We start from the raw sequence: 25,860 nt of genomic DNA, 5'->3' as shown, positions 1-25,860 counted from the left end.
TCATGGGCGCCGCCGACAGGGCTGGCGCATGCGAACCTGGATGGCGCTTTGCTAAACTTCCTGACGTCCTTCGCTTTTTACGTCATTCCCTTCGTGCTCGTCCTCACGCTGGTCGTGTTCGTGCACGAGTTCGGGCACTTCATCGTCGGCCGCTGGTGCGGCGTTAAGGTCGACGCCTTCTCGATCGGCTTCGGACCGGAATTGTGGTCCCGCGAGGACCGCCACGGCACGCGCTGGCGCATCGCCAGCATTCCGTTGGGCGGCTATGTGAGCTTCCATGGCGACGCCAACGCCGCGAGCGCGCCGGATCCCGACGCCATCCGCGCGATGCCGGAGGTCGAACGCAAGGTGACCTTCGCCGCGCAGACGGTGTGGAAGCGGGCGGCCATCGTCTTCGCCGGCCCGTTCGCGAACTTCATTCTGGCGATCGCGATTTTCGCCATTCTCTTCGGCGTTTACGGACGCACGGTGTATGCGCCCCGCGTCGGCTCGCTCGCGCCGGGCGGCGCCGGCGCCGCGGCCGGCTTCAAACCCGGCGATCTGGTGCTGTCGGTTGACGGCGCGCCGATCGATTCCTTCTCGAAGCTGCAGGAAATCGTCTCCGGCTCGGCTGACAAGAAACTCATCTTCGTGGTTCAGCGCGGCGATCAGGAGCTGACGCTCCCCGCCGTTCCTGCGCTGAAGGAAGTCGAAAGCGCCATCGGCAAAGTCCGCATCGGCATGCTGGGCATACAGGCGTCGAAAGACGCCGCCGATGTGCGGCGGGAGCGTTATGGACCGGCCGACGCGGTTGCGATGGGCGTGCAGGAAACCTGGACGGTCGTGCGCCGGACGGGGAGTTACATCGGCGGACTCGTCATGGGACGGGAAAGCGCCGATCAGCTTTCGGGTCCGATCGGCATCGCGCAAGTTTCAGGGCAGATGGCGCAGGCGGCCTATAAGGTCGGCATGGCGCCTCTGTTGAGCCTGATCGCGATTCTCTCGGTGTCGATCGGGCTGCTCAATCTGATGCCGGTGCCGCTGCTCGATGGCGGTCATCTGCTGTTTTTCGCGATCGAAGCGGCGCGCGGCCGCGCGCTCAATGAACGCGCGCAGGAAGTTGCGTTCCGAGTCGGACTCGCAATGGTCGGCGCGCTAATGATTTTTTCAACATACAACGACATTGCGCGCCTGATTCACAAACTCACCGGCTCGGGATCATAGCGCCGACGTCTGCGTAAAGGCCGCGCAGGACGCCGCATCGCCGCGCGATTTGCGACGCAATTTGGTCATGATCGGCCCGCCTTAACGATGCGCTGACCATGAATCGTGGCATTAACGTCACGCCCGCGACAAATTGCGGAAACAACATTTATTCTGCATTTGCAGGGTGGGGTAAACCTTGTAGAAGGAATCGCTCAACGCTGGCGAAGCGCCGATCGCCGGCGCTTTTACGATAAAGTTCGCGCCGCGGCCCGGGCGGCGACGTTGCGACGAGGACCTGCTTTACATGCGCTCAATCAGCGTCATTTGGAAATCTTCGTTCCTGTTCGCGGTTGTCGCCGCAATGCTGACCTTTAGCGTTCCAGCGTTAGCCGCGCCCGACATCAATCGCATCGCGTTCGAAGGCAACAGCAAGCTCAAGACCGACGCGTTGCAGGAGCAGGTGCGTTCGCGCGCGCGCATGCCGTTCAGCCCGGAAGTCGCCGAGGCCGACGTCGCGCGGTTGACCGAAGTCTATCGGCGTTCAGGCCGCGCCGCCGCGAAGGTGAGCTACCGCACGGTTGATCTGCCGAACGGGCGCGTCGACCTCGTCTTCACGGTCGTCGAAGGCGACAAGACCGGCGTCAAGGAAATCCGATTCATCGGCAATGAGGTCTATTCGACGCGGCGTCTCGTCGGCATGATGGAAACGACGGAAATGAATTTCCTGTCGTTTATCAAGACCAGCGACGTTTACGACCCCGACCGCATCGCCGCGGACCTCGAACTCATTCGCCGGTTCTATCTCAAGAACGGCTACGCCGACTTCCGCGTGGTCAGCTCCGACGTGCAGTTCGATCCGGAGGCCGCCGGCTACATCATCACCATCACCGTGCACGAAGGCCCGCAGTATCGCGTGTCCTCCGTGAGCATCGACTCCCATCTGCCGGACGTCGACGCGTCGGCGCTGAACGATCAGCTCCGCCTCGCGCCGGGCGACGTCTACAATGGCGACGCGGTCGAGAAGACGGTCGAGGCGCTGACGCGCGAGATCGCCAGGAAGGGCTACGCCTTCACCCAGGCGCGCCCGCGCGGCGAGCGCAACCCCGCCGACCAGACCGTCGCGATCCAGTTCCTGCTGGAGGAAGGTCCGCGCGTCTACATCGAACGCATCAACATCCGCGGCAACACGCGCACGCGCGACTATGTCATCCGCCGCGAATTCGACATCGGCGAAGGCGACGCCTACAACCGTGTCCTGATCGACCGCGCGGAGCGCCGGTTGAACGGACTCGGCTATTTCAAAAAGGTGAAGATCACCAACGAGCCCGGCTCGGCGCCCGACCGCGTGATTCTGAACGTCGACGTTGAAGATCAGCCCACCGGCAACTTCGGCGTCTCCGGCGGCTATTCGACCAATCAGGGCTTCATCTCTGAAGTGTCCGTGTCGGAAAGCAACTTCATGGGCCGCGGCCAGGCGGTTCGCCTGTCGGTGCAGGCGGGCCAGATCGCCCGCGGCGTCACGTTCAGCTTCACGGAGCCCTATTTCCTCGACCAGCGCATCGCCGCCGGCTTCGACGTCTTCGTGCGCCGGCAGGACGCCTATAACTACTCGATCTACAGCTCGACGTCGTACGGCGGCACGGTGCGCTTCGGCATACCGGTCACCGAAGAACTCAGCTTCTCGCCGCACTACTCGATCTATCAGACGACGATCTCGATCCCGAACGACAAGAGCCGTCCGTACAACGACTGTTTGGTGCCGGTGCCCGGCTACACGCCTGGCTTCAGCCCGTTCTATCCGCAGCCCGGATATCCGAACCTGCTGGTCAACTGTCAGTCGAACGGCGAAGCCTCGCTCGCGATCAAGTCGTCGCAGGGAGCGTTGCTGACCTCGCTCGTCGGCTATTCGCTGAACTACAGCACGGTCGACAACTTCAAGAATCCGCATAACGGCTGGCTGGCGTCGCTCAACCAGGACGTGGCGGGTCTTGGCGGCGGCACGCGCTATCTGCGCACGACCGGCGATATCCGCTACTTCAAAGAGGTTCCCTATCTCGATGACGTCGTCGGCATCGCCCGTCTGCAGGGCGGCGATCTGTCGACCTTCGGCGGCTACAAGCCGCGCATTCAGGACAACTTCAACCTCGGCCCGACTCTGGTGCGCGGCTTCGCGCCGGGCGGCCTCGGTCCGCGCGACTCGAACATCCTGACGAGCTTCAACAACAATCGCGGCAACTCGCTCGGCGGCTCCAACTATGTCGGCGGGTCGCTTGAAGTTCAGTTTCCGATCTGGGGCCTGCCCAAGGACCTCGGCTTGCGCGGCGCCCTCTTCGCCGACGCTGGTTCGCTGTGGAATTTCAGCGGTCGGACGAACTACGCCAATAATATGCCGACCATTCCTGGCGTGACCTGCATCGGCGCCTATACGCCGCAGGCGGGCTTCGGCCAGGGCAACTGCGTGGTGCCGATCGCGAACAAATTCGCCATCCGCTCTTCGGTTGGTGCGTCGGTTCTGTGGAACTCGCCGATGGGGCCGATCCGCTTCGACTATGCGGTCGTGACCTCGAAGGTGTACGGCGACATCACGCAGAACTTCCGCTTCAGCGGCGGCACCAACTTCTAATGAACCGCGACGATCGCCGGGCGTACCGCGCCCGGCGGACGGCTGAACGCTGGACGCGCGCCGCACGGGACCTTTCGGTGTGAGCGCGGTGGCCTTCTTTCCCTTGGCGCAACCGGCGTCTTTGAGCGAGATTGCGGAGATCTCTGGCGCCGACATCCGCGCCGGCTCTCGCCGAGACGCCGCATCGGGCGAGCTTGTTCCGCCGCCGCCCCTCATCATCGGGATCGCGCCGCTCGACTGGAGCCGGCCGGGCGATCTCTGCTTCTACGACAACCCGCGCTACCGCAACGCGCTCTCGGAGTGCCGCGCGACCGCGTGCTTCCTGCGTGAACGCCATCTTGCGCTGCTGCCGCCGGCGGTCGTCGCGCTTGTCGTCGACGATCCGCAGCGCGCCATGACGCTTGCGACGGCGCATCTTTTTCCCGAAGCGCTGCGGCCGGGTTCGCTGTTTCACTCCAGCGGCGTTTCGCCGGGAGCCGCCGTGCATCCCGAGGCCCGGCTCGAACCCGGCGTCGTCGTCGATCCGGGCGCCGTGATCGGGCCGGGCGCCGAGATCGGCGCCGGAACGATGATCGGGCCGCAGACGGTGATTGGTCCCAATGTGCGCATCGGGCGCGACTGTTCGATCGGCGCGCATGCGAGCGTCACCCATGCGCTGATCGGCGATCGCGTCATCATTCACCCGGGCGCGCGCATCGGGCAGGACGGGTTCGGCTTTGCGCCGACGCGCGAAGGCTATGTCAAGACGCCGCAGATCGGCCGGGTGGTCGTGCAGGACGATGTCGAAATCGGCGCCAATACGACGATCGATCGCGGCGCTTCGCGCGACACGATCATTGGCGAGGGCACGAAGATTGATAATCTCGTGCAGATTGGCCACAACGTGGTGATTGGCCGCTTCTGCGCGATCATCGCGCAGTCCGGCGTCGCGGGATCCTGCGAGATCGGCGATTTTGTCGCGCTTGGCGGACAGTCCGCCGTCGCGGGCCATCTGGCGATCGGCGAGGGCGCCGCGGTCGCGGCGAAATCCGGCGTGATGCGCGACGTGCCCGCCGGGCAGCGCGTCGGCGGCGCGCCGGCGCGCCCGTTGCGGCGGTTCCTGCGCGGCGCTGCGCTGTTGGACCGCCTCGCGCGCACGACCAAGCCGACGTAAGAGAAGCGGGAGATTTCGGGCGTGGCCTGGCCATGCCGCAGGAGGAGAAAACAATGGCCGAGTCCCCGGCCGGCGCGACGCTGGAGAGCGCCGACATTCTACAGATCATGAGTCAGCTACCGCATCGTTATCCGTTCCTGCTCGTCGATCGCATCTTCGACATTCGCGGCGACGAGTCCTGCGTCGGCGTGAAGAACGTCACGGTCAACGAGCCGCAGTTTCAGGGACACTTTCCCGAGCGGCCGATCATGCCGGGCGTGCTGCTCATCGAGGCGATGGCGCAGACCGCGGGCGTGATCGCCATTCGCGCGCTGCAAGGCGCGGACCGCTCGCGTCTCGTCTATTTCGTCACCATCGACAATGCGAAATTCCGTAAGCCGGTGACGCCGGGAGACCGTGTCGAATTTCACATGACGAAGACCGCGCAGAAGCGAAATATCTGGTGGTATTCGGGGCGCGCCTTGGTCGACGGCGCTCTGGTCTGCGAAGCGCAGATCAGCGTCATGATGGGCGCGTAAGCGTCGCGGCCGCGGGTGCGACAATGAACCCTTCGGTTCATCCGTCCTCCATCGTCGAAGACGGCGCGCGGCTCGGCGCCGGCGTCTCTGTCGGACCTTTCTGCCATATCGGCGCGGGCGTCGCGCTCGGCGACGGCGCGACGCTTGACGCGCATGTCGTCGTTGGCGGACGCACGCGCATCGGCGCGCGGGTCCGGATTTTCCCCTTCGCCGCCGTCGGCCTGCCGTCGCAGGATATGAAGGCGGGTCTCGCCGAGGGCGCGTTGACGATCGGCGATGACTGCGTCATTCGGGAAGGCGTGACGATCAATGCCGGCGCGGAGGAGGGCACGCGCATCGGCGCGCGCTGCGTATTTCTCGCGTCTTCCCATGTCGCCCATGACTGTCGGCTCGGCGACGACGTGATACTTTCCAATCAGGTCCTTTTGGGCGGGCATGTCGAGATCGGGGACCATGCGATGATCGGCGGCGCGACGGCGGTGCATCAGAATGTGCGCATCGGCGCGCAGGCCTTTGTCGGCGGCCTCTCGGGCGTCGAGGGCGACGTCATTCCCTTCGCGCTCGCGTCGGGCAATCGCGCGCATCTTTTCGGTCTCAATCTCGTCGGCCTGCAGCGGCGCGGTTTCGCGGCGGAACGGATTGAACGGCTGCGTCGCGCCTATCGCCTGCTCTTCGCGCGAGACGATGCGCGCGTGTTCAGCGAACGCGTCGCCAGTCTGGCGCATGATTTCGCCGACGACGCGGACGTCGCGGCGATCGTCGGCTTTTTACGCGCGCCTGCGACGCGGCCGCTCTGCGCGCCCCGGGCGCGCTGAACGCCCGTGACCGCGCCGCGCATCTTCCTTGTGGCCGGCGAATCCTCTGGCGATCAGCTGGGCGCCGCCCTGATGCGCGCGCTGCGCGCCGCGCGACCGGAGATCTCCTTTGCCGGCGTCGGCGGCGAGGCGATGACGCGCGAGGGCCTCGTCTCGCTGTTTGCGCTCGAAGAAATTGCGGTGATGGGGCTCGCGCCGGTGCTGGCCCGATTGCCGCGCCTCATGAAGCGCATCGAGCAAACGGCGCGCGCGGTCGTCGATCAGGCGCCCGATTGTCTTGTCCTGATCGACTCGCCGGATTTCACTCATCGTGTCGCGCGTCGCGTGCGCGCGTCGCGCCCCGACCTGCCGATCGTCGATTACGTCAGCCCGACCGTATGGGCTTGGCGCCCCGGGCGCGCGCGCGCCATGCGCGCCTATGTCGATTGCGTTCTGGCGCTGCTGCCGTTCGAGCCGCTCGCGCATGCGCGGCTCGGCGGCCCGCGATGCGTCTATGTCGGACATCCGCTCTTCGAACGACTGGACGAATTGACCCCGCGTCCTCTCGACCGCGGCGGCGCGCGATCGTTGCTCGTGCTGCCGGGATCGCGTCTTGCCGAAGTGCGGCGCATGACGCCGATCTATGGCGAGACGCTCGAGCTTCTCTTGCGCGAGCGCGCCGATTTCCAGGTCGCCATTCCCGTCGCGGCGAACATGGAGCAGGCGTTGCGCCGCGAATTGCGCGGCTGGCCGGTGACGCCGCGTCTTATCGGTCAGGCGGAAAAATTTGCGGCCTTTCGCCAAGCCAGCGCGGCGCTCGTGACGTCTGGCGTCGCCACGCTGGAACTGGCGCTCGCCGAAGTTCCGATGGCGGTCGCTTATCGGGTCTCGCGGGCTGAATCGCTGTTGCGCTTCCTCGTCAAGGTCGATTCGATCGTGCTCCCGAATCTCGTCATCGGCGAGAATGTCGTGCCGGAATTCCTGCAGGAGGCGGCGACGCCGCGCGCGCTCGCCGAAACCTTGCGGCGACTCTTGCAAGGCGGCGATCCGCGCGCGGCGCAGATTGCGGCGTTCAAACGCGTTCGCGCGCGCTTGCTGGAAGCTGGCCGAAAACCGAGCGCGCTCGCCGCCGAGATTGTCCTCGAATACGCCGCGCGCGGTCGCGCCTAGCGCGCCGCGCTGGCGGATCAGAAGGGGATGTCGTCGTCGAGCGCGTCCGAGAGCTTGCCCGCCGGGGCGGGACGCCGCTCCGCGGGGCCGCGCTCCATCGGCGAAGAGCGGCCGAACGACCCGCCGCTCTGATAGCCGCTGTCATAGTCGCCTTCGCTGCGTCCGCCCTTACTGTCGAGCAGGGTCAGTTCGCCGCGAAAACGCTGCAGCACGACATCGGTCGCCTTGCGCTGATTGCCGTCCTTGTCCGTATATTCGCGAGTCTGCAACTGGCCTTCGAGATAGATCTTGGAGCCCTTGCGGCAGTATTGTTCGGCGATCTTGCCCAGATTCTCATTGAAGATCGAGATATTGTGCCATTCGGTCCGGTCCTTGCGTTCGCCGGTGTTGCGGTCGCGCCAGGATTCGGTCGTCGCCAGCGAAAAGGAGACGATGCGATCGCCGGACGGCAGCGTTCGCACTTCTGGATCGCGGCCGAGATTGCCGATCAGGATCACTTTGTTGACGCTGCCCGCCATGTCGCTCTCCACTTATTCAACGCGCGTGGCACTCTAGTGCAAAGGCCCTTCGCCGTTGGCGCGCCAGCGTGATTTGTCCACAGATGATGTGGCGACGCCAAGCGGCTTAAAATGTTCTTTTTTTGTTCTATCATGGGGTGCAAACTCATGCAAGCACACAGGAATTTTTTGTTCTATTTTACCTTCCCGGCCGGACGACGCGCCACGAGCAGCAGTCCCGTGCCCTCGTCCTCCTGCGCCGGAACGCCAAGCGCCAGCCGCGCGGCAAGGCCGCCGAGAAGGCCGAGCGCCGCGGAGGCGTGCCAGGACGGCGCTTCGCCGTAATAGGCGTCGCCGTCACATTTCATCGGACTGCACCGGCTGATCCAGTACAGCAGCGCGTCGTCTTCGCCCCAGGGGACCTTTTCGACGCTTTCGACGATCGCGCCCGCGCGGTTCGCCATTTCGGCCAGCGCGCCGATCGTCCACCAGCTGAGGTGATGCGGCGGCGCGTTCATCAGAAAATTCGGAATGCGGGTCAGGGCCGACGGCGTATGCGGCACCCCGATGAACACCAGCCCGCCCGGTTTGGCGGCGCGCAACATGTCGCTGAACAGCGACGCGGGCGCGCTGAGATGTTCCAGAACCTGAAACGCGCAGACGGCGTCATAGCTTGCGGCGTTGGCGAGGAGATGTTCGCCGAGCGTCTCGTTGCGCAGCGAAGGGTCGCCGCTGTCCGCGCCGAAATGCGGATCCAGTCCCGTGTAGTCCGCGTGCGGCACGCAATGGCGGAAATTGCCCGGGCCGCATCCGACATCGAGCACGCGCGCGCCGGGCGGCACATGTCGCGCCGCGAGATTGAACTCGGGCCGGACGAAGCGGTTCGAATAGAGACCGAGTTTCTTGAGCCTCGAATAGAATCCTTCGTAGAAACCATGATCGCCTTCGACCGGAGGGTCGAAGAACAGCAGCCCCGTTGGCGATTCCCACAGCCCGAACTGCTCCACCGCGCCGAAGCTCGGCCAAGCGTCCGCGCCAAATTCGATTTTCCATAAGCGCCCGAGGAGCCGCGTCGGCACCGTTTGGACGAGACGAACGGCAGGACGGCCGGTGATCGGGCAAAGGGGGGTGGCGGAAGGAGTCATTGGCGAATCAGAAAGCATAAAACAGGCCTTGCGTTTCAACTTGCCGGTCAGCCTTGCAATGGGCGGCGGCTTCTTGGCGCTTGCGCCGTCTACAGCATGCGCTTCACTCCGTCGTGACGCCAATCTCCACATCAGACGGATCGATCTTGCGGGCGAGCCCCGACGTCAGTCGCGTCCGGTCCAGCTCGCCCTCCCAAGCGGCGATGACGATGGCGGCGACGCCATTGCCGATGAAATTCGTCAATGCGCGGCATTCGCTCATGAATTTGTCGACGCCCAGCACGAGAGACATGCCCGGCGCGAGTTGCGGATCGACCGCCGTCAACGTCGCCGCCAGCGTGATGAACCCGGCGCCGGAAACGCCGCTGGCGCCTTTGGACGTCAGCATGGCGACGAGGAGGATCGTCGCCTGATGCGAAAAATCGAGTTCGACGCCCATGGCGCGCGCGATGAACAGCGTCGCCAGCGTCATATAGATGTTGGTGCCGTCGAGATTGAAGGAATAGCCGGTCGGCACGACGAGGCCGACGACCGACTTCGAACAGCCGAGCCATTGCAGCTTTTCCATCAGCGCGGGCAAGGCGGTTTCCGACGACGAGGTCCCCAGCACGATCAACAGCTCGTCCCGCAAATAGGCGAGAAAGTTGAAGATGTTGAATCCCGCCGCGCGGGCGATGGCGCCCAGCACGAAGACGACGAAGAGCCCGGCGGTGAGATAGAACAGGCCGACGAGTCCGGCGAGCGAGAGCAGCGCGGCCGAACCGTATTTCGCGACCGTATAGGCCATGGCGCCGAACGCCCCGATCGGCGCCGCCTTCATGATGATGGCGATGACGCCGAACATGGCGTGGCCGACGTCATCGATGATGACGCGTAACGCGCGGCCGCGCTCGCCGAGCGTCAGGAGCGCGAAGCCGAAGAGCAGCGAGAACAGCAGAACCTGCAGAATGTCGCCCTTGGCGAAGGCGCCAATCGCGCTGTCGGGGATGATGTCGAGAAGGAAATCGACGCCGCCGCGTTTTTCCGCCAGCGTCGTATATTTGGCGATGGCGGAAGGGTCTGGCTTGCCGGCGAAACCGGCGCCGGCCTGCGAAAGATTTCCGACCAGCAGGCCGAGCGCGAGAGCGAATGTCGAGACGATTTCGAAATAAACGAGCGCCTTGAGGCCGACCCTGCCGACTTTGCGGGCGTCCTCGATATGCGCGACGCCAGAGACGACCGTGCAGAAGATGATCGGCGCGATCGCCATTTTGATGAGTTTGACGAAGCCGTCGCCGAGCGCCTTCACCCCGTCATGGGCGGCGGCCTCGGGCGCGAGCCAGCCGAACAGGGCGCCGAGCGCAATCGCCGCGAGCACCTGGACATAGAGGTGGCGGTAGAGGGGTCTCTCCGCCTTGGATTTGAAATGGTTCTTTGACACGGATTTTTCGCGGTTGGGCCGACGCGCGGGAATTATGGCCGAGTTGACGCCTTGGGACAAAGCCCCAATTCTCTCGGTGCGACCAGGCGTTCCACCGGTCGCCGCGCCTCGCGCTTCGCATCGCGCCCACCGGCCGCCGCGATCGTGGGAGAACGGCGCTTGTGATTTGCGCAGCGCAGCGAGTGGCGTTCGGCGGCCGCAGCGCTTAAATTAGCGGTTTCCGTTCCCGACCAGCCCCTTCAATGGCCAGCAACAACAGGAAGTCCGCTCAGGCGGTGGAGAAGATGTTCGACGGCCCCAGCCGTTTTGACTCCAAAACCATCTCCATCCGCGGCGCGCGCGAACATAATCTCAAGAACATCGATCTGACGATCCCGCGCGACAAGCTCGTGGTGTTCACCGGCCTGTCGGGCTCCGGCAAGTCGTCGCTCGCCTTCGACACGATCTACGCCGAGGGCCAGCGCCGTTATGTCGAATCGCTGTCGGCCTATGCGCGGCAGTTTCTGGAGATGATGCAGAAGCCCGACGTCGACCAGATCGACGGGCTGTCGCCGGCGATCTCGATCGAACAGAAGACGACGTCCAAGAATCCGCGCTCCACCGTCGGCACCGTCACCGAGATTCACGACTATATGCGTCTGCTCTGGGCGCGCGTCGGCGTGCCCTATTCGCCGGCGACGGGATTGCCGATTGAGAGTCAGACCGTTTCGCAGATGGTCGATCGCGTGCTGGCGCTTCCCGAAGCTTCGCGGCTCTATCTGCTCGCGCCGGTCGTGCGCGGCCGCAAAGGCGAATACAAGAAAGAGATCGCCGACTATACGAAGAAGGGCTTTCAGCGTCTCAAGATCGACGGTGCTTATTGCGAGATCGCCGATGCGCCGGCGCTCGACAAGAAATTGAAGCACGACATCGACGTCGTCGTCGACCGCATCGTCGTGCGATCCGACATGAGCGCGCGACTGGCCGACAGTTTCGAAACCGCGCTCGAATTGTCGGGCGGCCTCGCCGTCGTCGAATTCGCCGATGCGCCGAAAGATGGCGGCGTTCTGCTGGCGCCCGTTCAGCCGGCGGCGAATGTCTCGACGCATTACGCGCCGCACCACATTTTGTTCTCTTCGAAATTCGCCTGTCCGGTGTCGGGCTTCACCATCCCCGAAATCGAGCCGCGGCTGTTTTCGTTCAACAATCCTTTCGGCGCCTGTCCGGTCTGTGGCGGCATCGGCCATGAGCAGAAGGTCGACGCCGATCTCGTCGCGCCGAATCCGAAACTGACGCTGCGCAAAGGCGCGATCGCGCCCTGGGCGCGTTCGACCTCGCCCTATTATCAGCAGACGCTCGAAGCGCTCGGCAAGCATTATAAATTTCGTCTCGACGTTCCCTGGGAGACGCTCTCCGAGAAGGCGCGCAACGTCATTCTTTATGGCTCGGGCGACGAGGAGATCCGCTTCTCCTACGATGACGGCTTTCGCGCCTATGACGTGAAGAAGCCGTTCGAAGGCGTCGTCATCAATCTCGAGCGGCGCTATCTTGAAACCGACAGCGAATGGGCGCGCGAAGAGATCGGCCGCTATATGTCGGCGACGCCCTGTCTCGCCTGCGAAGGCTTTCGCCTGAAACCCGAAGCGCTCGCCGTCAAAGTCGCCGGCAAACATATCGGCGAAATCTCGGAGCTTTCCGTGCGCGCGGCGCTCGACTGGTTTCGCGCGCTGCCCGACGCGCTCGACAAGAAGCGCAACGAGATCGCCTTGCGGATTCTGAAGGAAATTCGGGATCGCTTGAATTTTCTCGTCGACGTCGGCCTCGATTATCTGACGCTCTCGCGCAATTCGGGCTCGCTGTCGGGCGGCGAGAGTCAGCGCATCCGTCTCGCGTCGCAGATCGGCTCGGGGTTGACGGGCGTGCTCTATGTGCTCGACGAGCCGTCGATCGGTCTGCATCAGCGCGACAATGACCGGCTGCTCGACACGCTGCGGCGGCTGCGCAATCTCGGCAACAGCGTCATCGTCGTCGAACATGACGAGGATGCGATTCTCTCGGCCGATTACGTCGTCGATGTCGGACCCGGCGCCGGCATCCATGGCGGCAAGATCGTCGCGGAGGGGACGCCGCAGGAGATCATGGATAATCCCGCTTCGCTCACCGGCAAATATCTGACCGGCGAGAAGCAGGTGCTCCTGCGCCACAAGCTGCGCAAGCCGACGCCCGGCCGCTGGCTGAAGCTCTCCGGCGCGCGCGGCAACAATCTCAAGGACGTTACCGCGGAAGTGCCGCTCGGCCTTTTCACCTGCGTGACCGGCGTGTCCGGCGGCGGCAAGTCGACGCTGATCATCGAAACGCTCTACAAGGCGGTGGCGCGGCGGCTGTCCGGCGCGCATGAGCACCCGGCGCCGTTCGATCATCTCGACGGACTCGAGCAGATCGATAAGATCATCGACATTGACCAGTCGCCGATCGGGCGCACGCCGCGCTCCAATCCGGCGACCTACACTGGCGCCTTCACGCCTATTCGCGAATGGTTCGCCGGCCTTCCCGAGGCGAAGGCGCGCGGCTATGCGCCGGGACGCTTCTCCTTCAACGTCAAGGGCGGACGCTGCGAAGCCTGTCAGGGCGACGGCGTCATCAAGATCGAGATGCACTTTCTGCCGGACGTCTACGTCACCTGTGACGTCTGCAAGGGCAAGCGCTACGACCGCGAGACGCTTGAAGTGAAATACCGCGAGAAGTCGATCGCCGATGTGCTCGACATGACGGTCGAGGAGGCGGCGAATCTGTTCAAGGCCGTGCCGTCGATCCGCGACAAGATGGAGACGCTCAAACGCGTCGGCCTCGACTATATCCATGTCGGCCAGCAGGCGACGACGCTCTCCGGCGGCGAGGCGCAGCGCGTCAAGCTCTCCAAGGAGCTGTCGCGCCGCTCGACCGGCCGCACTCTCTATATTCTCGACGAGCCGACGACGGGCCTGCATTTCCATGACGTCGCCAAGCTTCTCGAAGTGCTGCATGAGCTGGTCGAGCAGGGCAACACGGTCGTCGTGATCGAGCACAATCTCGAAGTCATCAAGACGGCGGACTGGATCATCGACATGGGCCCGGAGGGCGGCGACGGCGGCGGCGAGATCGTCGCGGCCGGGCCGCCGTCAGCGATCGTCAAGGAGAAGCGCAGCCATACCGGGCGTTACCTCGCCGAAGCGATGGCGCGCCGTCCGTCCGAAGCGGCGGAGCCGGCCAAACGCAAGAAGGCGCGCTCGCTTTAGCCGCGCTGGCGGCCGCGTCGCGGTCGTCGCAAGAGCGATGGGCCGCCTGCGGCGAACGCCAGGCGGCCCATTTTTTCGAGAACGGTTGGGCGTCTAACTCTTCAACGGCGCCGGACGCTCGTCGCGCGCTGCGTCAGCCTCGCGCAGCGTTTCGTCGCCGCCAGTTCCGGCCTCTTCCGCAGCCCGCTTCTTGCCGGCCTCGATGATGTCGCGCTCAGGCCGCGGCAGCACCGGTCCTTCAGGGAAGACGAAGCCCAGCGACTTCGTTCCCTTGTCGTCGCCGACCACGACGACGCGCACGGCGCCGCCGTTCTTCAGGCGGCCGAACAGCACTTCGTCGGCGAGCGGCGTCTTGATGTGCTGGTGAATGACGCGCGACATCGGCCGCGCGCCCATGGCTTCGTCATAGCCATGTTCGACAAGCCAGTCGCGCGCTTCGTCGGTGAGTTCGATCGTGACGTTGCGGTCGGCGAGCTGCGCCTCGAGCTGCATCACGAATTTGTCGACGACGCGCTTGATGACGTCGACCGGCAGATGGCCGAACGGCACGATGGCGTCGAGACGATTGCGGAACTCCGGCGCGAAGAGGCGATTGATCGCCTCGCTGTCGTCGAGATCCCGACGGCTGCGCGTGAAGCCGATCGGCGTGCGGGCCAGATCCTGCGCGCCGGCGTTGGTCGTCATGATGAGAATGACGTTGCGGAAGTCGATCGTCTTGCCGTTGTGGTCGGTCAGCTTCCCGTGATCCATCACCTGCAGCAGGATATTGTAGAGATCGGGATGCGCCTTCTCGATTTCGTCGAGCAGCAGCACGCAATGCGGATGCTGGTCGATCGCGTCCGTCAGCAGGCCGCCCTGGTCGAAGCCGACATAGCCGGGCGGCGCGCCGATCAGCCGGCTGACCGTGTGGCGCTCCATATATTCCGACATGTCGAAACGCACGAGCTCGATGCCGAGCGAGGTCGCGAGCTGGCGCGCGGCTTCCGTCTTGCCGACTCCGGTCGGGCCGGAGAACAGATAGCAGCCGATCGGCTTCTCCTGATCGCGCAGGCCGGCCCGCGCGAGCTTGATCGCCGAAGTGAGCGCCGAGATCGCCTTGTCCTGCCCGTAAACGACGCGCCGCAGCGTCTCGTCGAGATGCGCGAGAACTTCGGCGTCGTCCTTGGAGACCGTCTTCGGCGGCACGCGCGCCATCGTGGCGATCGTCGATTCGATTTCCTTGAGCCCGATCGTCTTCTTGCGCTTGTTCTCGGCGATCAGCATCTGCGCCGCGCCGGTTTCGTCGATCACGTCGATCGCCTTGTCCGGCAGCTTGCGGTCATGAATGTAGCGCGCCGAGAGCTCCACCGCCGCCTTCAAGGCGTCATTGGTGTAGCGGATCTTGTGAAACTCTTCGAAATAGGGCTTGAGGCCCTTCATGATTTCGATGGCGTCGGGGATCGAAGGCTCGTTGACGTCGATCTTCTGGAAGCGGCGAACGAGGGCGCGATCCTTCTCGAAATACTGCCGATATTCCTTATAGGTCGTTGAGCCGATGCAGCGCAGAACGCCCTGCGCCAGCGCCGGTTTCAAAAGATTCGACGCGTCCATGGCGCCGCCCGAGGTGGCGCCGGCGCCGATCACCGTGTGGATCTCGTCGATGAAGAGAATCGCGTTCTTGTGATTTTCGATTTCCTTCACGACCTGCTTCAGCCGCTCTTCGAAATCGCCGCGATAGCGCGTTCCGGCGAGGAGCGCGCCCATGTCGAGCGCGAAGACCGTCGCGCCCGAGAGCACGTCCGGCACGTCGCTCGACACGATCTTTCGGGCGAGGCCTTCGGCGATCGCCGTCTTGCCGACGCCCGGATCGCCGACGAGCAGCGGATTGTTCTTCTGCCGGCGGCACAGAACCTGGATCGTGCGCAGCACTTCCGGCTCGCGGCCGATCAGCGGGTCGATCCGGCCGTCGCGCGCCTTTTTGTTGAGGTTGACGCAATAGGCTTCGAGCGCGCCTTCCTTCTTGCGGCTCTCGCCGTCGCGCCCCTCGCGGCCGTCGGCGCGCTCGCCGTCGTCCTCAACGCCGCGCGGAGTCCGGCTCGCGTCGGACAGGCCAGGGCGCTTGGCGATGCCGTGGCTGATGAAATTGACGGCGTCATAGCGCGTCATGTCCTGCTCCTGCAGGAAATAGACGGCATGGCTTTCGCGCTCGGCGAACAGGGCGACGAGAACGTTCGCGCCGCTGACGTCTTCCCGACCGGACGATTGAACGCTGATGATCGCCCGCTGCACGACCCTCTGAAAGCCCGCCGTGGGCTTGCATTCATCGGCGTCTTCATTGACGAGATTGTCGAGCTCGCGATCGATGTAGTCGCGCAGATTCTTCGCCAGAACGTCGAGATCGACGGAGCAGGCGCGCAGCACGGCCGAGGCGTCGACATCCTCGATGAGGCTCAGCAGCAAGTGTTCGAGCGTCGCATATTCATGGTGGCGCTCGCGGGCGGACGCGAGCGCGCGGTCGAGAGTCTGCTTCAGATTGCGCGAGAAGGTCGGCATGCGCTCGTCCTATTTCTTTTCCATGATGCATTGCAGAGGATGCTGATGCTTCCTTGCAAAATCCATGACCTGGGTGACTTTGGTCTCTGCGACCTCGTAAGTGTAGACGCCGCATTCGCCGACGCCGTGATTATGTACATGGAGCATGATGCGGGTGGCTTCCTCCACCGATTTGTTGAAATATTTGCGCAGCACGATCACCACGAACTCCTGGGTCGTGTAATCGTCGTTCAACAACAGCACGCGGTACATGTTGGGCTTGCGCGTCTGAGGGCGCGTTCGGGTGACCAGCGCGGTGCCGGCGCCGGGACCGACGTCGCCCCCCTTGCGCGGCTCTTTGGCCGCCCGCGGCGCACGCCAACCATTCTCCGACAAAAGAGCTAATTCCTCGGCCGCCACGTCCTCACCCTTTCGGTCCTTTCCATGTAGGTCGGCACAGAGGTTCTTTTAGGGTCGCCTCGCAGAATCTGGGCCACTTCCATGATGAGGGAAATCAAGAACATCGTCAGTTTTGAGCTTTCGTCGCGGCTTGGCAAGAGGATTGGCAAGAGGATTGGCAGGGGCTTGGCGAGGGGGCGCGCGGCGCGCCGTCGCGGCGGTTCGCGCGCGGGCGCGGTCAATCGAAAATTTACATTTGCAGGGCTAGCGTGCGTCCCGCCAACCTTCAGGCTCATCGTGCGTCAGATTGACGAGCATAAACCTTCACGCCAGCGTCGCGTCGGCCTGCCGGCAGGCACATGGAGTCTCGCGGCGCTGTCAGTCGCCGCTTGGTTGTGCAGCGTGCTTGGCGCGAAACTCCTGTCCAACATGTTCGAGCCTTCCGGCGCGCCGGCGCCGGCGAGCGCTTCTCGCGGCGTCGAGGCCGATCTGCGCGACATGGCGATTTCGGCGCCGCATGTCGAGGCGCCGGCGCCTAAAGATCGACGCGGCGTCGACCGCCTGGCGACAGGCTCGGTGCCCGACCGGCGCAAGAAAGGCAGGGCGCTAACGCCTTGCGGCGACGCCGGCGAAATTGCCGATCATTAGTTTTTTCGCGCGAAACCCTCGCGCAAGCGGTCTGATCCGCATATATTTATTGACAATCCGACGATTGCCCGTAAAGCATTCCCGTGGCTATCGCCCGCGCTTCTTTGCGGCGGACCGTCGGCGGGCCGGATAGTCGTCGCGGCGGCGACGGCGATTTCTCTCAACATCCATGCGCGCTTCTTTGCGGCCGGCGCGCAAGCGGGCTTTCCGCACATGCGAGCCGTAATTCAGGATAATTGATGACATTCGATGAACTGAGCCTTTCCCAAAAGGTTCTCGCAGCCGTCCAAGCGTCCGGCTACACGACCCCGACGCCGATACAGGCGCAAGCCATTCCGCCCGCCCTGCAGGGGCGCGACATTCTCGGCATCGCCCAAACGGGCACCGGCAAGACAGCCGCCTTCACATTGCCGATGCTGAGCCGTCTCGAAAGCGGCCGCGCTCGCGCCCGAATGCCAAGAACGCTAATTCTCGAGCCGACGCGAGAACTTGCGGCGCAGGTCGAAGAAAGTTTCGCAAAATACGGCAAGAATCATCGGCTCAACGTCGCGCTGCTGATCGGCGGCGTGTCCTTCGGCGATCAGGAAGCCAAGATCATGCGCGGGGCGGACGTGCTGATCGCCACCCCGGGCCGTCTGCTCGACTTTTTCGATCGCGGCAAGCTGCTGCTCACCGGCATCGAGATTCTGGTGATCGACGAGGCGGACCGCATGCTCGACATGGGCTTCATTCCGGACATCGAGCGCGTCTGCAAGCTGGTGCCGTTCACGCGGCAAACTCTGTTCTTCTCGGCGACGATGCCGCCGGAGATCACCCGGCTCACCGAAGCCTTTCTGCATAATCCGGTTCGCTGCGAAGTGTCGCGCGCCGCGACGACGGCGTCGACGATCCGGCAGGCGCTCGTCGCCTCTCGCGGCCACGCCGACAAGCGCGAGACGTTGCGCAATCTCATTCGCGGGGCCGAGAACCTCAAGAACGCGATCATTTTTTGCAATCGCAAGCGTGACGTCGCCATCCTGCATCGATCGCTCGTCAAGCACGGCTTTTCCGCCGGCGCGCTGCATGGCGACATGGATCAGCTCGCGCGAATGGCCTCGCTCGACGGGTTCAAAAACGGCGAAGTGTCGCTCCTCGTATGTTCGGATGTGGCGGCCCGCGGCCTCGACATTCCTGACGTGAGCCATGTGTTCAACTTCGACGTGCCGACGCATAGCGAAGATTACGTGCACCGGATCGGCCGCACCGGCCGCGCCGGCCGCTCGGGCGTGGCGATGACGATCGTCACCGAAGACGACATGAAATATGTCGACCAGATTCAAAGCCTCATCGGCAAGGCGATCGACTGGGAGGGGCCGGGCTTCGACGCCCTGCCGCCGCCGATGGAGACGAGCCGCCCGCAGGACCGCCGCGGCGAGCGCGCCGAACGCCCATCGCGCCGCGAGCGCGGCCGCCGCCCGGCTGCGCCCGCAGAACGGGCAGAACGGGAAGCGCCGGTCAGCATGGGCCGGCCGCGCCACAGCCGCGCCAAGGCCGACGGGGAAAGCTTCCGCGCTCCAGCCTATGCGGCGCCGGCCGCCGAGCGTCGCGAGCGCCGGCCGCGCCGTCACGAGGACGACGGGCCGCCCGTCATCGGGCTGGGCGACCATGTGCCGTCCTTCCTGCTGCGCCCGGTGGCGCTCAGGCCGGCTAAGGTCGAGGACTAACGCCGGCGGACCTGCGGCCAGTTCCTGCGCGCGGCCCCGCGCGCAGCGGACGCCCCGGACGCTGAAGATGTCGCCGCGGCGCGCGTCGCGTCGCGTGAACCGCGTTCTTCCACCTGCAGCAGGGTCATCATGCCTTTGTCCTCATGTTCGAGGATATGGCAGTGGAAGACGAAACGCCCCAGCTGATCCGGTCCGAAGGCGATGCGCAGCAGGATGCGCGCGCCGGGCGGCAGCGGAAAATTGTCATGAAGCGCCGTGCGACTCGCGAGCTTTTTGGGATCGCGGTCGCCCAGACACTGATCCTGCGACTCTCCCGTCTCGCCGCGCACGACATCGCTCGCCGCCACCTCGAATTTTGTCTGGTGAATGTGAAAATTGTGACATTCGTGACTGTCGTTGACGAGCAGCCAATATTCCGGCCGGTCTGATCGCCAGGAATGAACCAGCGGCGCGCCGATCGGGTCAGGCTGGGAATCGTGCGACATCGGGAAACGCGGATAGTAGAACGCGAACGTCTTTCCTGAGGCGTCCTCGACCGCCTTGGTCTGACAGTCGTCGCGCAGATTGACGCGCGCAAGCTTGCGGCTTCCGGCGGTCCTGTCGAGCAGTTCCGAAATGTGAATGGGCTTGCCGGTCATCCCGTCATGAAGGCGGAAATTCTCGACGTGAAGACCGAAGCGCTCGTCGCCGTCCGTGAACTGGTCGGAGTTGTTGAAACGCACGAGACGCACGACAGCGCCGTATTTGGAGAAATCGCGCGCCTCCACCGAATAATGCGTGTGGGCGGGGTCGCAGTTCTGTGCGACGCCGCCGCCCAATTGAGGCGCCGGCCCGTCTTCGCGCATCGCCGGCGCGCCGCCGGACTCGGTCGGCGCGGGCGCCAGATCCGCCGGGCCGTAGCCAGCGCTATGCAACCATGCCGCGGCTTTTGCCGGGGCGCGGCCGGCGATCGCCGTCAGCCGCGACAAATCCCCGGGTTCGGCGATGACGCGCGCAAGCTCGACCGGCGGCCAGATATCGGCCGCGTCGATGGAATCGCCGACGGCGACCCCTGCGGTCACAAGTTTTGCTTCGATCTGGCGATCGGTTGCGAGGCAGCCGTCTTTCGCCGAAACGGCGCTCTGAGCGCCCGTGCAACGCGGCACGTAAACCTCGGCGCGCGCGCTCGGCATCAGGGTGAGCTCCAGCGTGCTCTGGCCGCTTGCGCCGCCGGAATCGAGCGGGACGCCATCGCGCGACAATTCCGCCAGCGCCAGACAATGATGTTGCGCCGTCTCGCTCATCCCGGCACGCGAGCCGGGGCAGAGCGGCGCGTCCTTGTCCTTGGTCTCGACGCGCAGACGATAGGTGACGTCGGCGCTCATATTGGCGACGCGCCAGATCTGCACGGAGCCGGGCGGAGCGGTGAGCGTTGGGTAGACTTCGCCGGAGACGGTGAACATCCACTGGCGCTTCGGATCGGTCCAGCAGCCGCCCGGCGCGCCGGTCCCGCCCGGCGCCAGAACGAGTTGCGCCTTGCGCTGGAGGTCCTGCGGCGCAGCCGGGTCCCAGGTCACGCCGCCGCAACGGTCCTTCTGATAGTCCAACGGATCATGCAGCGCCCAGCCGCCTGTGTCGTCCTGATCGATCTGAAGATCCTTGAGGCCGATAAAACGAATGTCGGCCGCCTGTTCGAGCGCGCGTTCGCGACGCTGCGCCGCGAGCGAGTCGCATGCCGCGGCGCCTGACGGGGGCAGGCCGTCGCCGGCCCAACATTCGAAATAGGCGTAGTCCCATATGTCGCCGATCGTCAGCAGGCCCGACAGGCCGGCGAGAACCTGCTTTTCGGCCACGCCATGCACATGCGGATGAAACCAGAAGAGTCCCGAGGGATGATGCGGCGGAATGACGTCGCGGTAGCGAACGGGTTGCGCCTCCTTGACGGAAGCGGGAGCTTCCGTCTGCGGCTTGCAAGGATCGACCTTCGCGAGTTCGTTCGGGGAGGGCGGCGCGTTGCGCGCCTCTCCATTCACGAGAATGCAGTCGCCGTACAGCGGACGCGACCCGCTTTCGCCGAAACCGACGCCTCTTGGCGTGATCGACAAGCCATGCGTGTGAAGATTGGTCTCTTCGGGGAGCTTGGTGAAGAAATCTATGGTCAGCGTGCGGCCGCGCGCCGCCGCGATCACGGGCGGCATCAGCGCCGCCGGCGCGCCTGACGACATGCCCGGCCCGCGCAGTCTGTAGACGTAAAGTCCCTTGATCAGGCCTTTGCCGGGAACGTCGACATCCGCGACTTCGGCGGAGAGGGTTACAAGGCTTGAGCCGTCGGCAAGTTGGGCGGCGGGCTGCTGGGAACGAGTCGTGCCATAGAGCGGCGCGGCGAAAATGGCGGAAACGGCCACGAGGGCGGAGGTCAACGCCTTAAAGCGACGAAGTGCAAAACAGATCATGCGCGCCTCCAAATTCGTGCGACGACATTGTTATTAATAAACAAACGCAAATGTACGCTTCCAGGCGCCGTAAAATTCAGCGGCGCCTACTACGCCGGCAAAGCCGGCCTCGTACGCTTCGGATCGTCCGTCCCAACGACTCTATAACGACGTTACGCGGCGAACGGCTCCATCACGTCGCGAATTTTTTCCGCCTGTTCGGCGAGCTTGACGTCGTCCGCCATGGTGCCCGGCGGACGCAGGGCGACGCCGTCCCAGCGCGGCAGCACGTGAAAGTGCAGGTGATAGATCACCTGTCCGCCGGCGCTTTCGTTGAATTGATGCAGCGTGAGGCCGTCGGCGACGAACGCCTTTTCGATCGCTTTGGCGACATGCTGCACGCGCTTCATCAACTCGCCGAGCGTTTCCGGCGAGACGTCGAGCAGACCGCGCGCGCCCTCCTTCGGGATCACCAGAACATGGCCTTCGGCGCGGGGCATGATGTCCATGAACGCAAGCGCGACGTCGTCCTCATAGACCTTATGCGCGGGGATTTCGCCGCGCAAAATCTTGCCGAAAATGTTGTTTGGGTCATAGGCGGCGACGGCCATGGCTGTTCCCTTCGAGCGTTCGCTCATGAGTATCGTTTGGCCGTTCCGACGTGCGGCATGCGCCTCGAGTGACGCCGCCCATGGCGCAAACGGATCGTCGCTGGGCGGCGATGGTTCCGTTCGCGCTGAAGAAGGCCGGCAAGGAAAGCAATTGCCTCTGCGGCCTGTCAATCCCCAAAGGCGAAGGCGCGGATATTTGTGATGCGGAAGTCGCTCGAGGGATAGACGCCCAGGATCTCCACTTCCTTCGAGAAGAACTGCAGTTCTTCAAGCGCGCGCGCCATCGCCGGCTGCTCGGGATGGCCGTCGGCGTCGGCGAGAAAGCGGGTCGCGGCGAATTCGCCGTCCACCATGTAGCTTTCGAGTTTTGTCATGTTGACGCCGTTGGTGGCGAAGCCGCCGAGCGCCTTGTAGAGCGCCGCCGGCACGTTGCGCACGCGAAAGATGAAGGTGGTGATGGTCGGGCCGGTGTTCGGCGCGGCCCATTGCCTGGTTTTCGACAACACCACGAAACGCGTCGTGTTGTGCGATTCGTCCTCGATGTTTTCGGCCAGCACGTCGAGATCGTAGATCTCGGCGGCCAGGCGCGGCGCGATCGCCGCCTTGGCGCGATCGCCCCATTCGGCGACTTCGCGCGCCGCGCCCGCCGTATCGCCGGCGGTATGCGCTTCGAGTCCGAACTGGCGAATGGCGCGGCGGCACTGGCCGAGCGCATGGACATGGCTGTAGACGCTCTTCAGTCCCTGTCGCGTCGCGCCTCTCGGCGCCATCAGGTGAAATTGGATCGGCAAGAAGTGTTCGCCGACGATATGCAGTCCGGAATGCGGCAGGAAATGATGAATGTCCGCCACGCGCCCGGCGATCGAATTTTCGATCGGGATCATGCCGAGCGTGGCGCGTCCTTCGGTCACGCTCGCAAAGGCGTCCTCGAAGCTGGCGCAGGGGAGCGGCGTCAGATGCGGATAGGCCTGCCGGCAGACGAGGTCCGAATTCGCGCCAGGCTCGCCCTGGTAAGCGATATATTGCGTCACTCTGCATCCTTTTCGCGCGCCGCGGCGCGCAGCGCGGCCAGATCGCGTTCCGTATCCACCGATGGGGCGCCTTTGTCCAGCAGCGCGGCGTCGATGCGCATGCCGGCCTCAAGCGCGCGCAGCTGCTCGAGCCGTTCGCGCCGTTCGAGCGGGGAGGGCGGAAGCGACGCGAAGCGCTCCAGCGCCGCGCGGCGAAAGGCGTAGACGCCGAGATGCTTCAGGCGCGGCCCGTCGCCATGAGGGGCCGGCGCTCGGGTGAAGTAAAGCGCCCGGACTCGCCGCGGCGCAAGCGACGCCGCGACAAGCTTGACGGCGTTAGGATCGTTCGCCTCCGCGGCGCTCGCGGGACAGGCGAGGGTGCCGACGTCGACGGCGGAATCGTCGAGAAGCTCAAGCGCCGCCTGGAGCGCGCCGTCGGGAAGATAGGGCTGGTCGCCCTGCAGATTGACGACCGCGCCGTGGACGCCCTGCGGGTCGAGCGTTCGCAGCGCTTCGCCGATGCGGTCGCTGCCGCAGACGTGAGCGCCGCTGGTCAGCGCCGTTCGGCCGCCCGCGGCGTCTACGGCATGGGCGATTTCGGCGGAGTCGGTCGCCACCACGACTGGTCCGAGCGCGGCGGCGCATGCGCGTTCCCAGACGCGAACCACCAGCGGCCGGCCGTCGATGTCGGCCAGCGCCTTGCCGGGCAGGCGCGTCGAGCCGAGGCGCGCCGGAATGACGATGATCGGCGCGAGCGCCCGCACGAAGGCGTCAGTAGGCGTTGTTGTCCTCGGCCATCCAGCCTTTTTCGCTCTTCACGAAATGCAGCGTGCCTTCGCTCGTGTGCACTTCGGCCTTGGCGAATGTCCGATCGCCGCCGAGGCCCAGATAGGCGCATTTTCCACGTTCGCGCTCATCGGCGCAATTCGCTTCGAAGCCCTCGGGAAACTGAATTTCCGCCTCATACATCAATTCATACGCGTCGACGTCCTGACGCTTCACTTCGCGGCCCTGCACCTTCTTGAAGGAGACGAGTTTGGCGTCGACGCCGTTCTTCTCCAGAAGATTGCGCAAGACCTTCGCGCCCGTGGCGTCGCCGGGCATATGTTCGCCGCAAGCGGAAAGCGTCAAAGCGACCGAGACGCCGGCCACGAGCCCGAGAACAAAGCGGAATCCAGATGCCATCTACTCCTCCGGCGCCACGTTCATCGCGGCGCGATATTGTTCGTTACGTTGGCGCGCAGGCGCCGCACGACTCCCCGTCTGTGAAAATTCATATCAGATAGTTGCAATTTTGTGCAGCCGGAGTAACGTGACTGCGCCAAATGAGTTGCGCGTCTGGCGGCGTCGAAGGGCCTGGAAGAAGACCCATGGCGCGCGTAAGCGTTCGATGCGTATTCGGCACAACTTTGAATACCCTGCGGAGTGCTCAGGTCCGCCGCATCTCCTGGGTCCGTGGGGTTGGCCGACTGGCGGTGGTTGGAGTGGCCTCCTTGAAGCCATCGTCAGTCGGCCGCCTTCCCCCGAAGCGGGCGCGTCTCCAGCCAAAAAAATTCCCGAAGCGCGCCTGCGGCGATCGCTCCTTTTGGCGAGACCGGCGAGAGTGACGAATGCTTCGGCCGCGCGCGCCTTTTCTGCGGCGCGCGTTACTTGATCTTCGTTTCCTTGAATTCCACGTGCTTGCGCGCAACGGGATCATATTTCTTGAAAACGAGCTTCTCGGTCTTCGTGCGCGCGTTCTTCTTCGTCACATAGAAATAGCCCGTATCCGCCGTGGACAGGAGCTTGATCTTGATCATGGCGGACTTGGCCATCGCGCGTTCCAGTTGGTCAGAGAAAAGAAATCGTCCCGGCCCGCTGAAGCGCGCCGGGAGCGAATTGGCCGGCAACATACGTGCGGCGCGGGCGATGTCAAGAAGGCGGCCGGGACGCCAGCGCGGCGCAAGGACGATTCGCCAGCCGTCAAGAGGAAACGGCAAAGATCAGCCATAATTTTGTTGGTTAATCGCAAAGAGGAGCCACGCCGCGCCGGAGGGACTCGCGGCTAATGGCGCGGCAATACTGCGGCGGGGAGAAATATCTCCTAGAGGAGCCGACGGCGCGCGCGAGTTAAGCGCAGAGCCTGAACGTATCGACGTGAAGAACTGCTTTCTGCGCCTTCACGCGAGCGCGCTTGGAGTGAGTAGTATGAGCGTAACACTCGAGAAACGACGTAAAGTCGCGGAGTTGGAGGACTTCGAAAAGCGGATACTGCAGGAGAAGCGGCGGCTGCTGCGCGAGCTCGAAAGCTTGGAGAAACCCTTCCGCAACACGCGCACGACGCGCTGGATGAGGAATGTTTCCAGCAATATCGCTGGGGAATGGCGCGCCGCCTGCGCCGCGGCGCAATCCAGAGCGCCGATGTGGTTTTACGTCCTCGCCGCGATCATCCTGCTGGGGGGCGGCGGCTTCGTCGCACATCTCGCGCTGAGCGGCGCGCCTCAGCAACGCGCCGACGTGACGGCGCTGCGCCAGCCGGATGCGCCGAGCGCGCCTGCGCAGCCCGCGGTCCCGGCGCCGGACTCCCGGGCGGCGCAGATCGACGCAATTGCGCTTGCCGCGGCGCCTATGGCCAGCGCCAAGCCAGCTCAGCCCGCGGCGCCTGCGCCGGACGCCGCCGACGCGACGGCCTTGCGCGAGGCGAGGGTCGCGGAGGCGCCGGTCGCGGCGGCGCCCTTCCCCGAGCGATTGGCGCCGCCTACCTAAACAGACACTCCCGCCGCAGCGCCGGCGCTGGGCGCGGGCGCGGCGCCGCCGCGCGACGCCGCG

General features: G+C 64.6%; 21 protein-coding genes. 10 read left to right on the top strand and 11 right to left on the bottom strand.

Going from position 1 to position 25,860, the window contains the following annotated elements:
* Window positions 1–48: 48 nt before the first annotated feature.
* The 6 genes from AB7F41_RS01715 (at window position 49) to lpxB (ending at window position 7,443) form a co-directional block, all read left to right on the top strand.
* Complete coding sequence (locus tag AB7F41_RS01715; RefSeq protein WP_428383018.1) at window positions 49–1,203, top strand: M50 family metallopeptidase; 1,155 nt, start codon at window positions 49–51, stop codon at window positions 1,201–1,203.
* Between the two features lie 343 nt (window positions 1,204–1,546).
* Window positions 1,547–3,808, top strand: a complete 2,262-nt coding sequence (gene bamA / locus AB7F41_RS01710) for an outer membrane protein assembly factor BamA (RefSeq protein WP_428383020.1) — start codon at window positions 1,547–1,549, stop codon at window positions 3,806–3,808.
* A gap of 79 nt (window positions 3,809–3,887) precedes the next feature.
* A complete protein-coding gene (gene lpxD / locus AB7F41_RS01705) occupies window positions 3,888–4,961 on the top strand; it encodes a UDP-3-O-(3-hydroxymyristoyl)glucosamine N-acyltransferase (protein ID WP_428383022.1) in 1,074 nt (357 codons plus the stop codon).
* A 53-nt stretch (window positions 4,962–5,014) separates the two neighbouring features.
* A complete protein-coding gene (gene fabZ, locus AB7F41_RS01700) occupies window positions 5,015–5,479 on the top strand; it encodes a 3-hydroxyacyl-ACP dehydratase FabZ (protein ID WP_428383023.1) in 465 nt (154 codons plus the stop codon).
* Between the two features lie 23 nt (window positions 5,480–5,502).
* The gene (gene lpxA / locus AB7F41_RS01695) at window positions 5,503–6,294 is read left to right on the top strand and encodes an acyl-ACP--UDP-N-acetylglucosamine O-acyltransferase (protein ID WP_428383025.1); all 792 of its coding nucleotides are present in this window, start codon (window positions 5,503–5,505) and stop codon (window positions 6,292–6,294) included.
* A gap of 6 nt (window positions 6,295–6,300) precedes the next feature.
* On the top strand, window positions 6,301–7,443 hold the full coding sequence (gene lpxB / locus AB7F41_RS01690; RefSeq protein WP_428383027.1) for a lipid-A-disaccharide synthase: 1,143 nt from the start codon (window positions 6,301–6,303) through the stop codon (window positions 7,441–7,443).
* A gap of 17 nt (window positions 7,444–7,460) precedes the next feature.
* Here the strand turns inward: lpxB and ssb are convergent, their stop codons facing one another.
* The 3 genes from ssb to dctA all read right to left on the bottom strand — a co-directional run bounded on the left by ssb (window position 7,461) and on the right by dctA (window position 10,505).
* On the bottom strand, window positions 7,461–7,961 hold the full coding sequence (gene ssb / locus AB7F41_RS01685) for a single-stranded DNA-binding protein (protein WP_428383029.1): 501 nt from the start codon (window positions 7,959–7,961) through the stop codon (window positions 7,461–7,463).
* A gap of 173 nt (window positions 7,962–8,134) precedes the next feature.
* The gene (locus tag AB7F41_RS01680; protein ID WP_428383031.1) at window positions 8,135–9,085 is read right to left on the bottom strand and encodes a class I SAM-dependent methyltransferase; all 951 of its coding nucleotides are present in this window, start codon (window positions 9,083–9,085) and stop codon (window positions 8,135–8,137) included.
* A 103-nt stretch (window positions 9,086–9,188) separates the two neighbouring features.
* Window positions 9,189–10,505 (bottom strand): C4-dicarboxylate transporter DctA, encoded by a 1,317-nt coding sequence (gene dctA / locus AB7F41_RS01675; protein ID WP_428383033.1) that lies wholly within the window; start codon window positions 10,503–10,505, stop codon window positions 9,189–9,191.
* Window positions 10,506–10,789: 284 nt separating this feature from the next.
* Here dctA and uvrA point away from each other — a divergent pair, with 284 nt between their 5' ends.
* Window positions 10,790–13,759, top strand: coding sequence for an excinuclease ABC subunit UvrA (gene uvrA, locus AB7F41_RS01670; RefSeq protein ID WP_428383094.1), 2,970 nt, complete (start codon window positions 10,790–10,792; stop codon window positions 13,757–13,759).
* A 93-nt stretch (window positions 13,760–13,852) separates the two neighbouring features.
* On the opposite strand, the gene clpA is transcribed toward uvrA, so the two are convergent.
* Together clpA and clpS are read right to left on the bottom strand one after the other, a co-directional pair.
* Window positions 13,853–16,291, bottom strand: a complete 2,439-nt coding sequence (gene clpA / locus AB7F41_RS01665) for an ATP-dependent Clp protease ATP-binding subunit ClpA (RefSeq protein WP_428383035.1) — start codon at window positions 16,289–16,291, stop codon at window positions 13,853–13,855.
* Window positions 16,292–16,300: 9 nt separating this feature from the next.
* Window positions 16,301–16,666 carry an ATP-dependent Clp protease adapter ClpS gene (gene clpS, locus AB7F41_RS01660; RefSeq protein ID WP_428383036.1) on the bottom strand — a complete coding sequence of 122 codons (366 nt, stop codon included), beginning with the start codon at window positions 16,664–16,666 and terminating at the stop codon, window positions 16,301–16,303.
* A 300-nt stretch (window positions 16,667–16,966) separates the two neighbouring features.
* On the opposite strand from clpS, the gene AB7F41_RS01655 reads away from it, so the two are divergent.
* Window positions 16,967–17,317 (top strand): hypothetical protein, encoded by a 351-nt coding sequence (locus tag AB7F41_RS01655; protein WP_428383038.1) that lies wholly within the window; start codon window positions 16,967–16,969, stop codon window positions 17,315–17,317.
* A 239-nt stretch (window positions 17,318–17,556) separates the two neighbouring features.
* Window positions 17,557–19,020 carry a DEAD/DEAH box helicase gene (locus AB7F41_RS01650; protein ID WP_428383040.1) on the top strand — a complete coding sequence of 488 codons (1,464 nt, stop codon included), beginning with the start codon at window positions 17,557–17,559 and terminating at the stop codon, window positions 19,018–19,020.
* Here the strand turns inward: AB7F41_RS01650 and AB7F41_RS01645 are convergent.
* From AB7F41_RS01645 to rpmG, 6 genes are all read right to left on the bottom strand, one after another.
* Complete coding sequence (locus tag AB7F41_RS01645) at window positions 19,017–21,452, bottom strand: multicopper oxidase domain-containing protein (protein WP_428383042.1); 2,436 nt, start codon at window positions 21,450–21,452, stop codon at window positions 19,017–19,019. The two genes, AB7F41_RS01650 and AB7F41_RS01645, sit on opposite strands and share 4 nt — an antisense overlap.
* A 152-nt stretch (window positions 21,453–21,604) precedes the next feature.
* The gene (locus AB7F41_RS01640) at window positions 21,605–22,042 is read right to left on the bottom strand and encodes an HIT family protein (RefSeq protein ID WP_428383096.1); all 438 of its coding nucleotides are present in this window, start codon (window positions 22,040–22,042) and stop codon (window positions 21,605–21,607) included.
* Window positions 22,043–22,209: 167 nt separating this feature from the next.
* Window positions 22,210–23,073, bottom strand: coding sequence for a prephenate dehydratase (locus AB7F41_RS01635; protein WP_428383044.1), 864 nt, complete (start codon window positions 23,071–23,073; stop codon window positions 22,210–22,212).
* Window positions 23,070–23,816, bottom strand: a complete 747-nt coding sequence (locus AB7F41_RS01630; protein ID WP_428383045.1) for a 3-deoxy-manno-octulosonate cytidylyltransferase — start codon at window positions 23,814–23,816, stop codon at window positions 23,070–23,072. The genes AB7F41_RS01635 and AB7F41_RS01630 overlap by 4 nt, the downstream gene beginning before the upstream one ends.
* A gap of 7 nt (window positions 23,817–23,823) precedes the next feature.
* Window positions 23,824–24,237 (bottom strand): hypothetical protein, encoded by a 414-nt coding sequence (locus AB7F41_RS01625; RefSeq protein WP_428383047.1) that lies wholly within the window; start codon window positions 24,235–24,237, stop codon window positions 23,824–23,826.
* A 461-nt stretch (window positions 24,238–24,698) separates the two neighbouring features.
* Window positions 24,699–24,866, bottom strand: a complete 168-nt coding sequence (rpmG, locus tag AB7F41_RS01620) for a 50S ribosomal protein L33 (protein WP_036286758.1) — start codon at window positions 24,864–24,866, stop codon at window positions 24,699–24,701.
* A 373-nt stretch (window positions 24,867–25,239) separates the two neighbouring features.
* On the opposite strand from rpmG, the gene AB7F41_RS01615 reads away from it, so the two are divergent.
* On the top strand, window positions 25,240–25,797 hold the full coding sequence (locus AB7F41_RS01615; RefSeq protein ID WP_428406418.1) for a hypothetical protein: 558 nt from the start codon (window positions 25,240–25,242) through the stop codon (window positions 25,795–25,797).
* The last annotated feature ends 63 nt before the right edge of the window (window positions 25,798–25,860 follow it).

Origin of the sequence: Methylocystis sp., from assembly GCF_050251305.1 — a bacterium.
In the GTDB taxonomy this organism is placed as follows: Bacteria; Pseudomonadota; Alphaproteobacteria; order Rhizobiales; family Beijerinckiaceae; genus Methylocystis.
The sequence above is the reverse complement of the archived record's forward strand: the minus strand, read 5'-3'. Positions and strand labels throughout refer to the sequence as shown.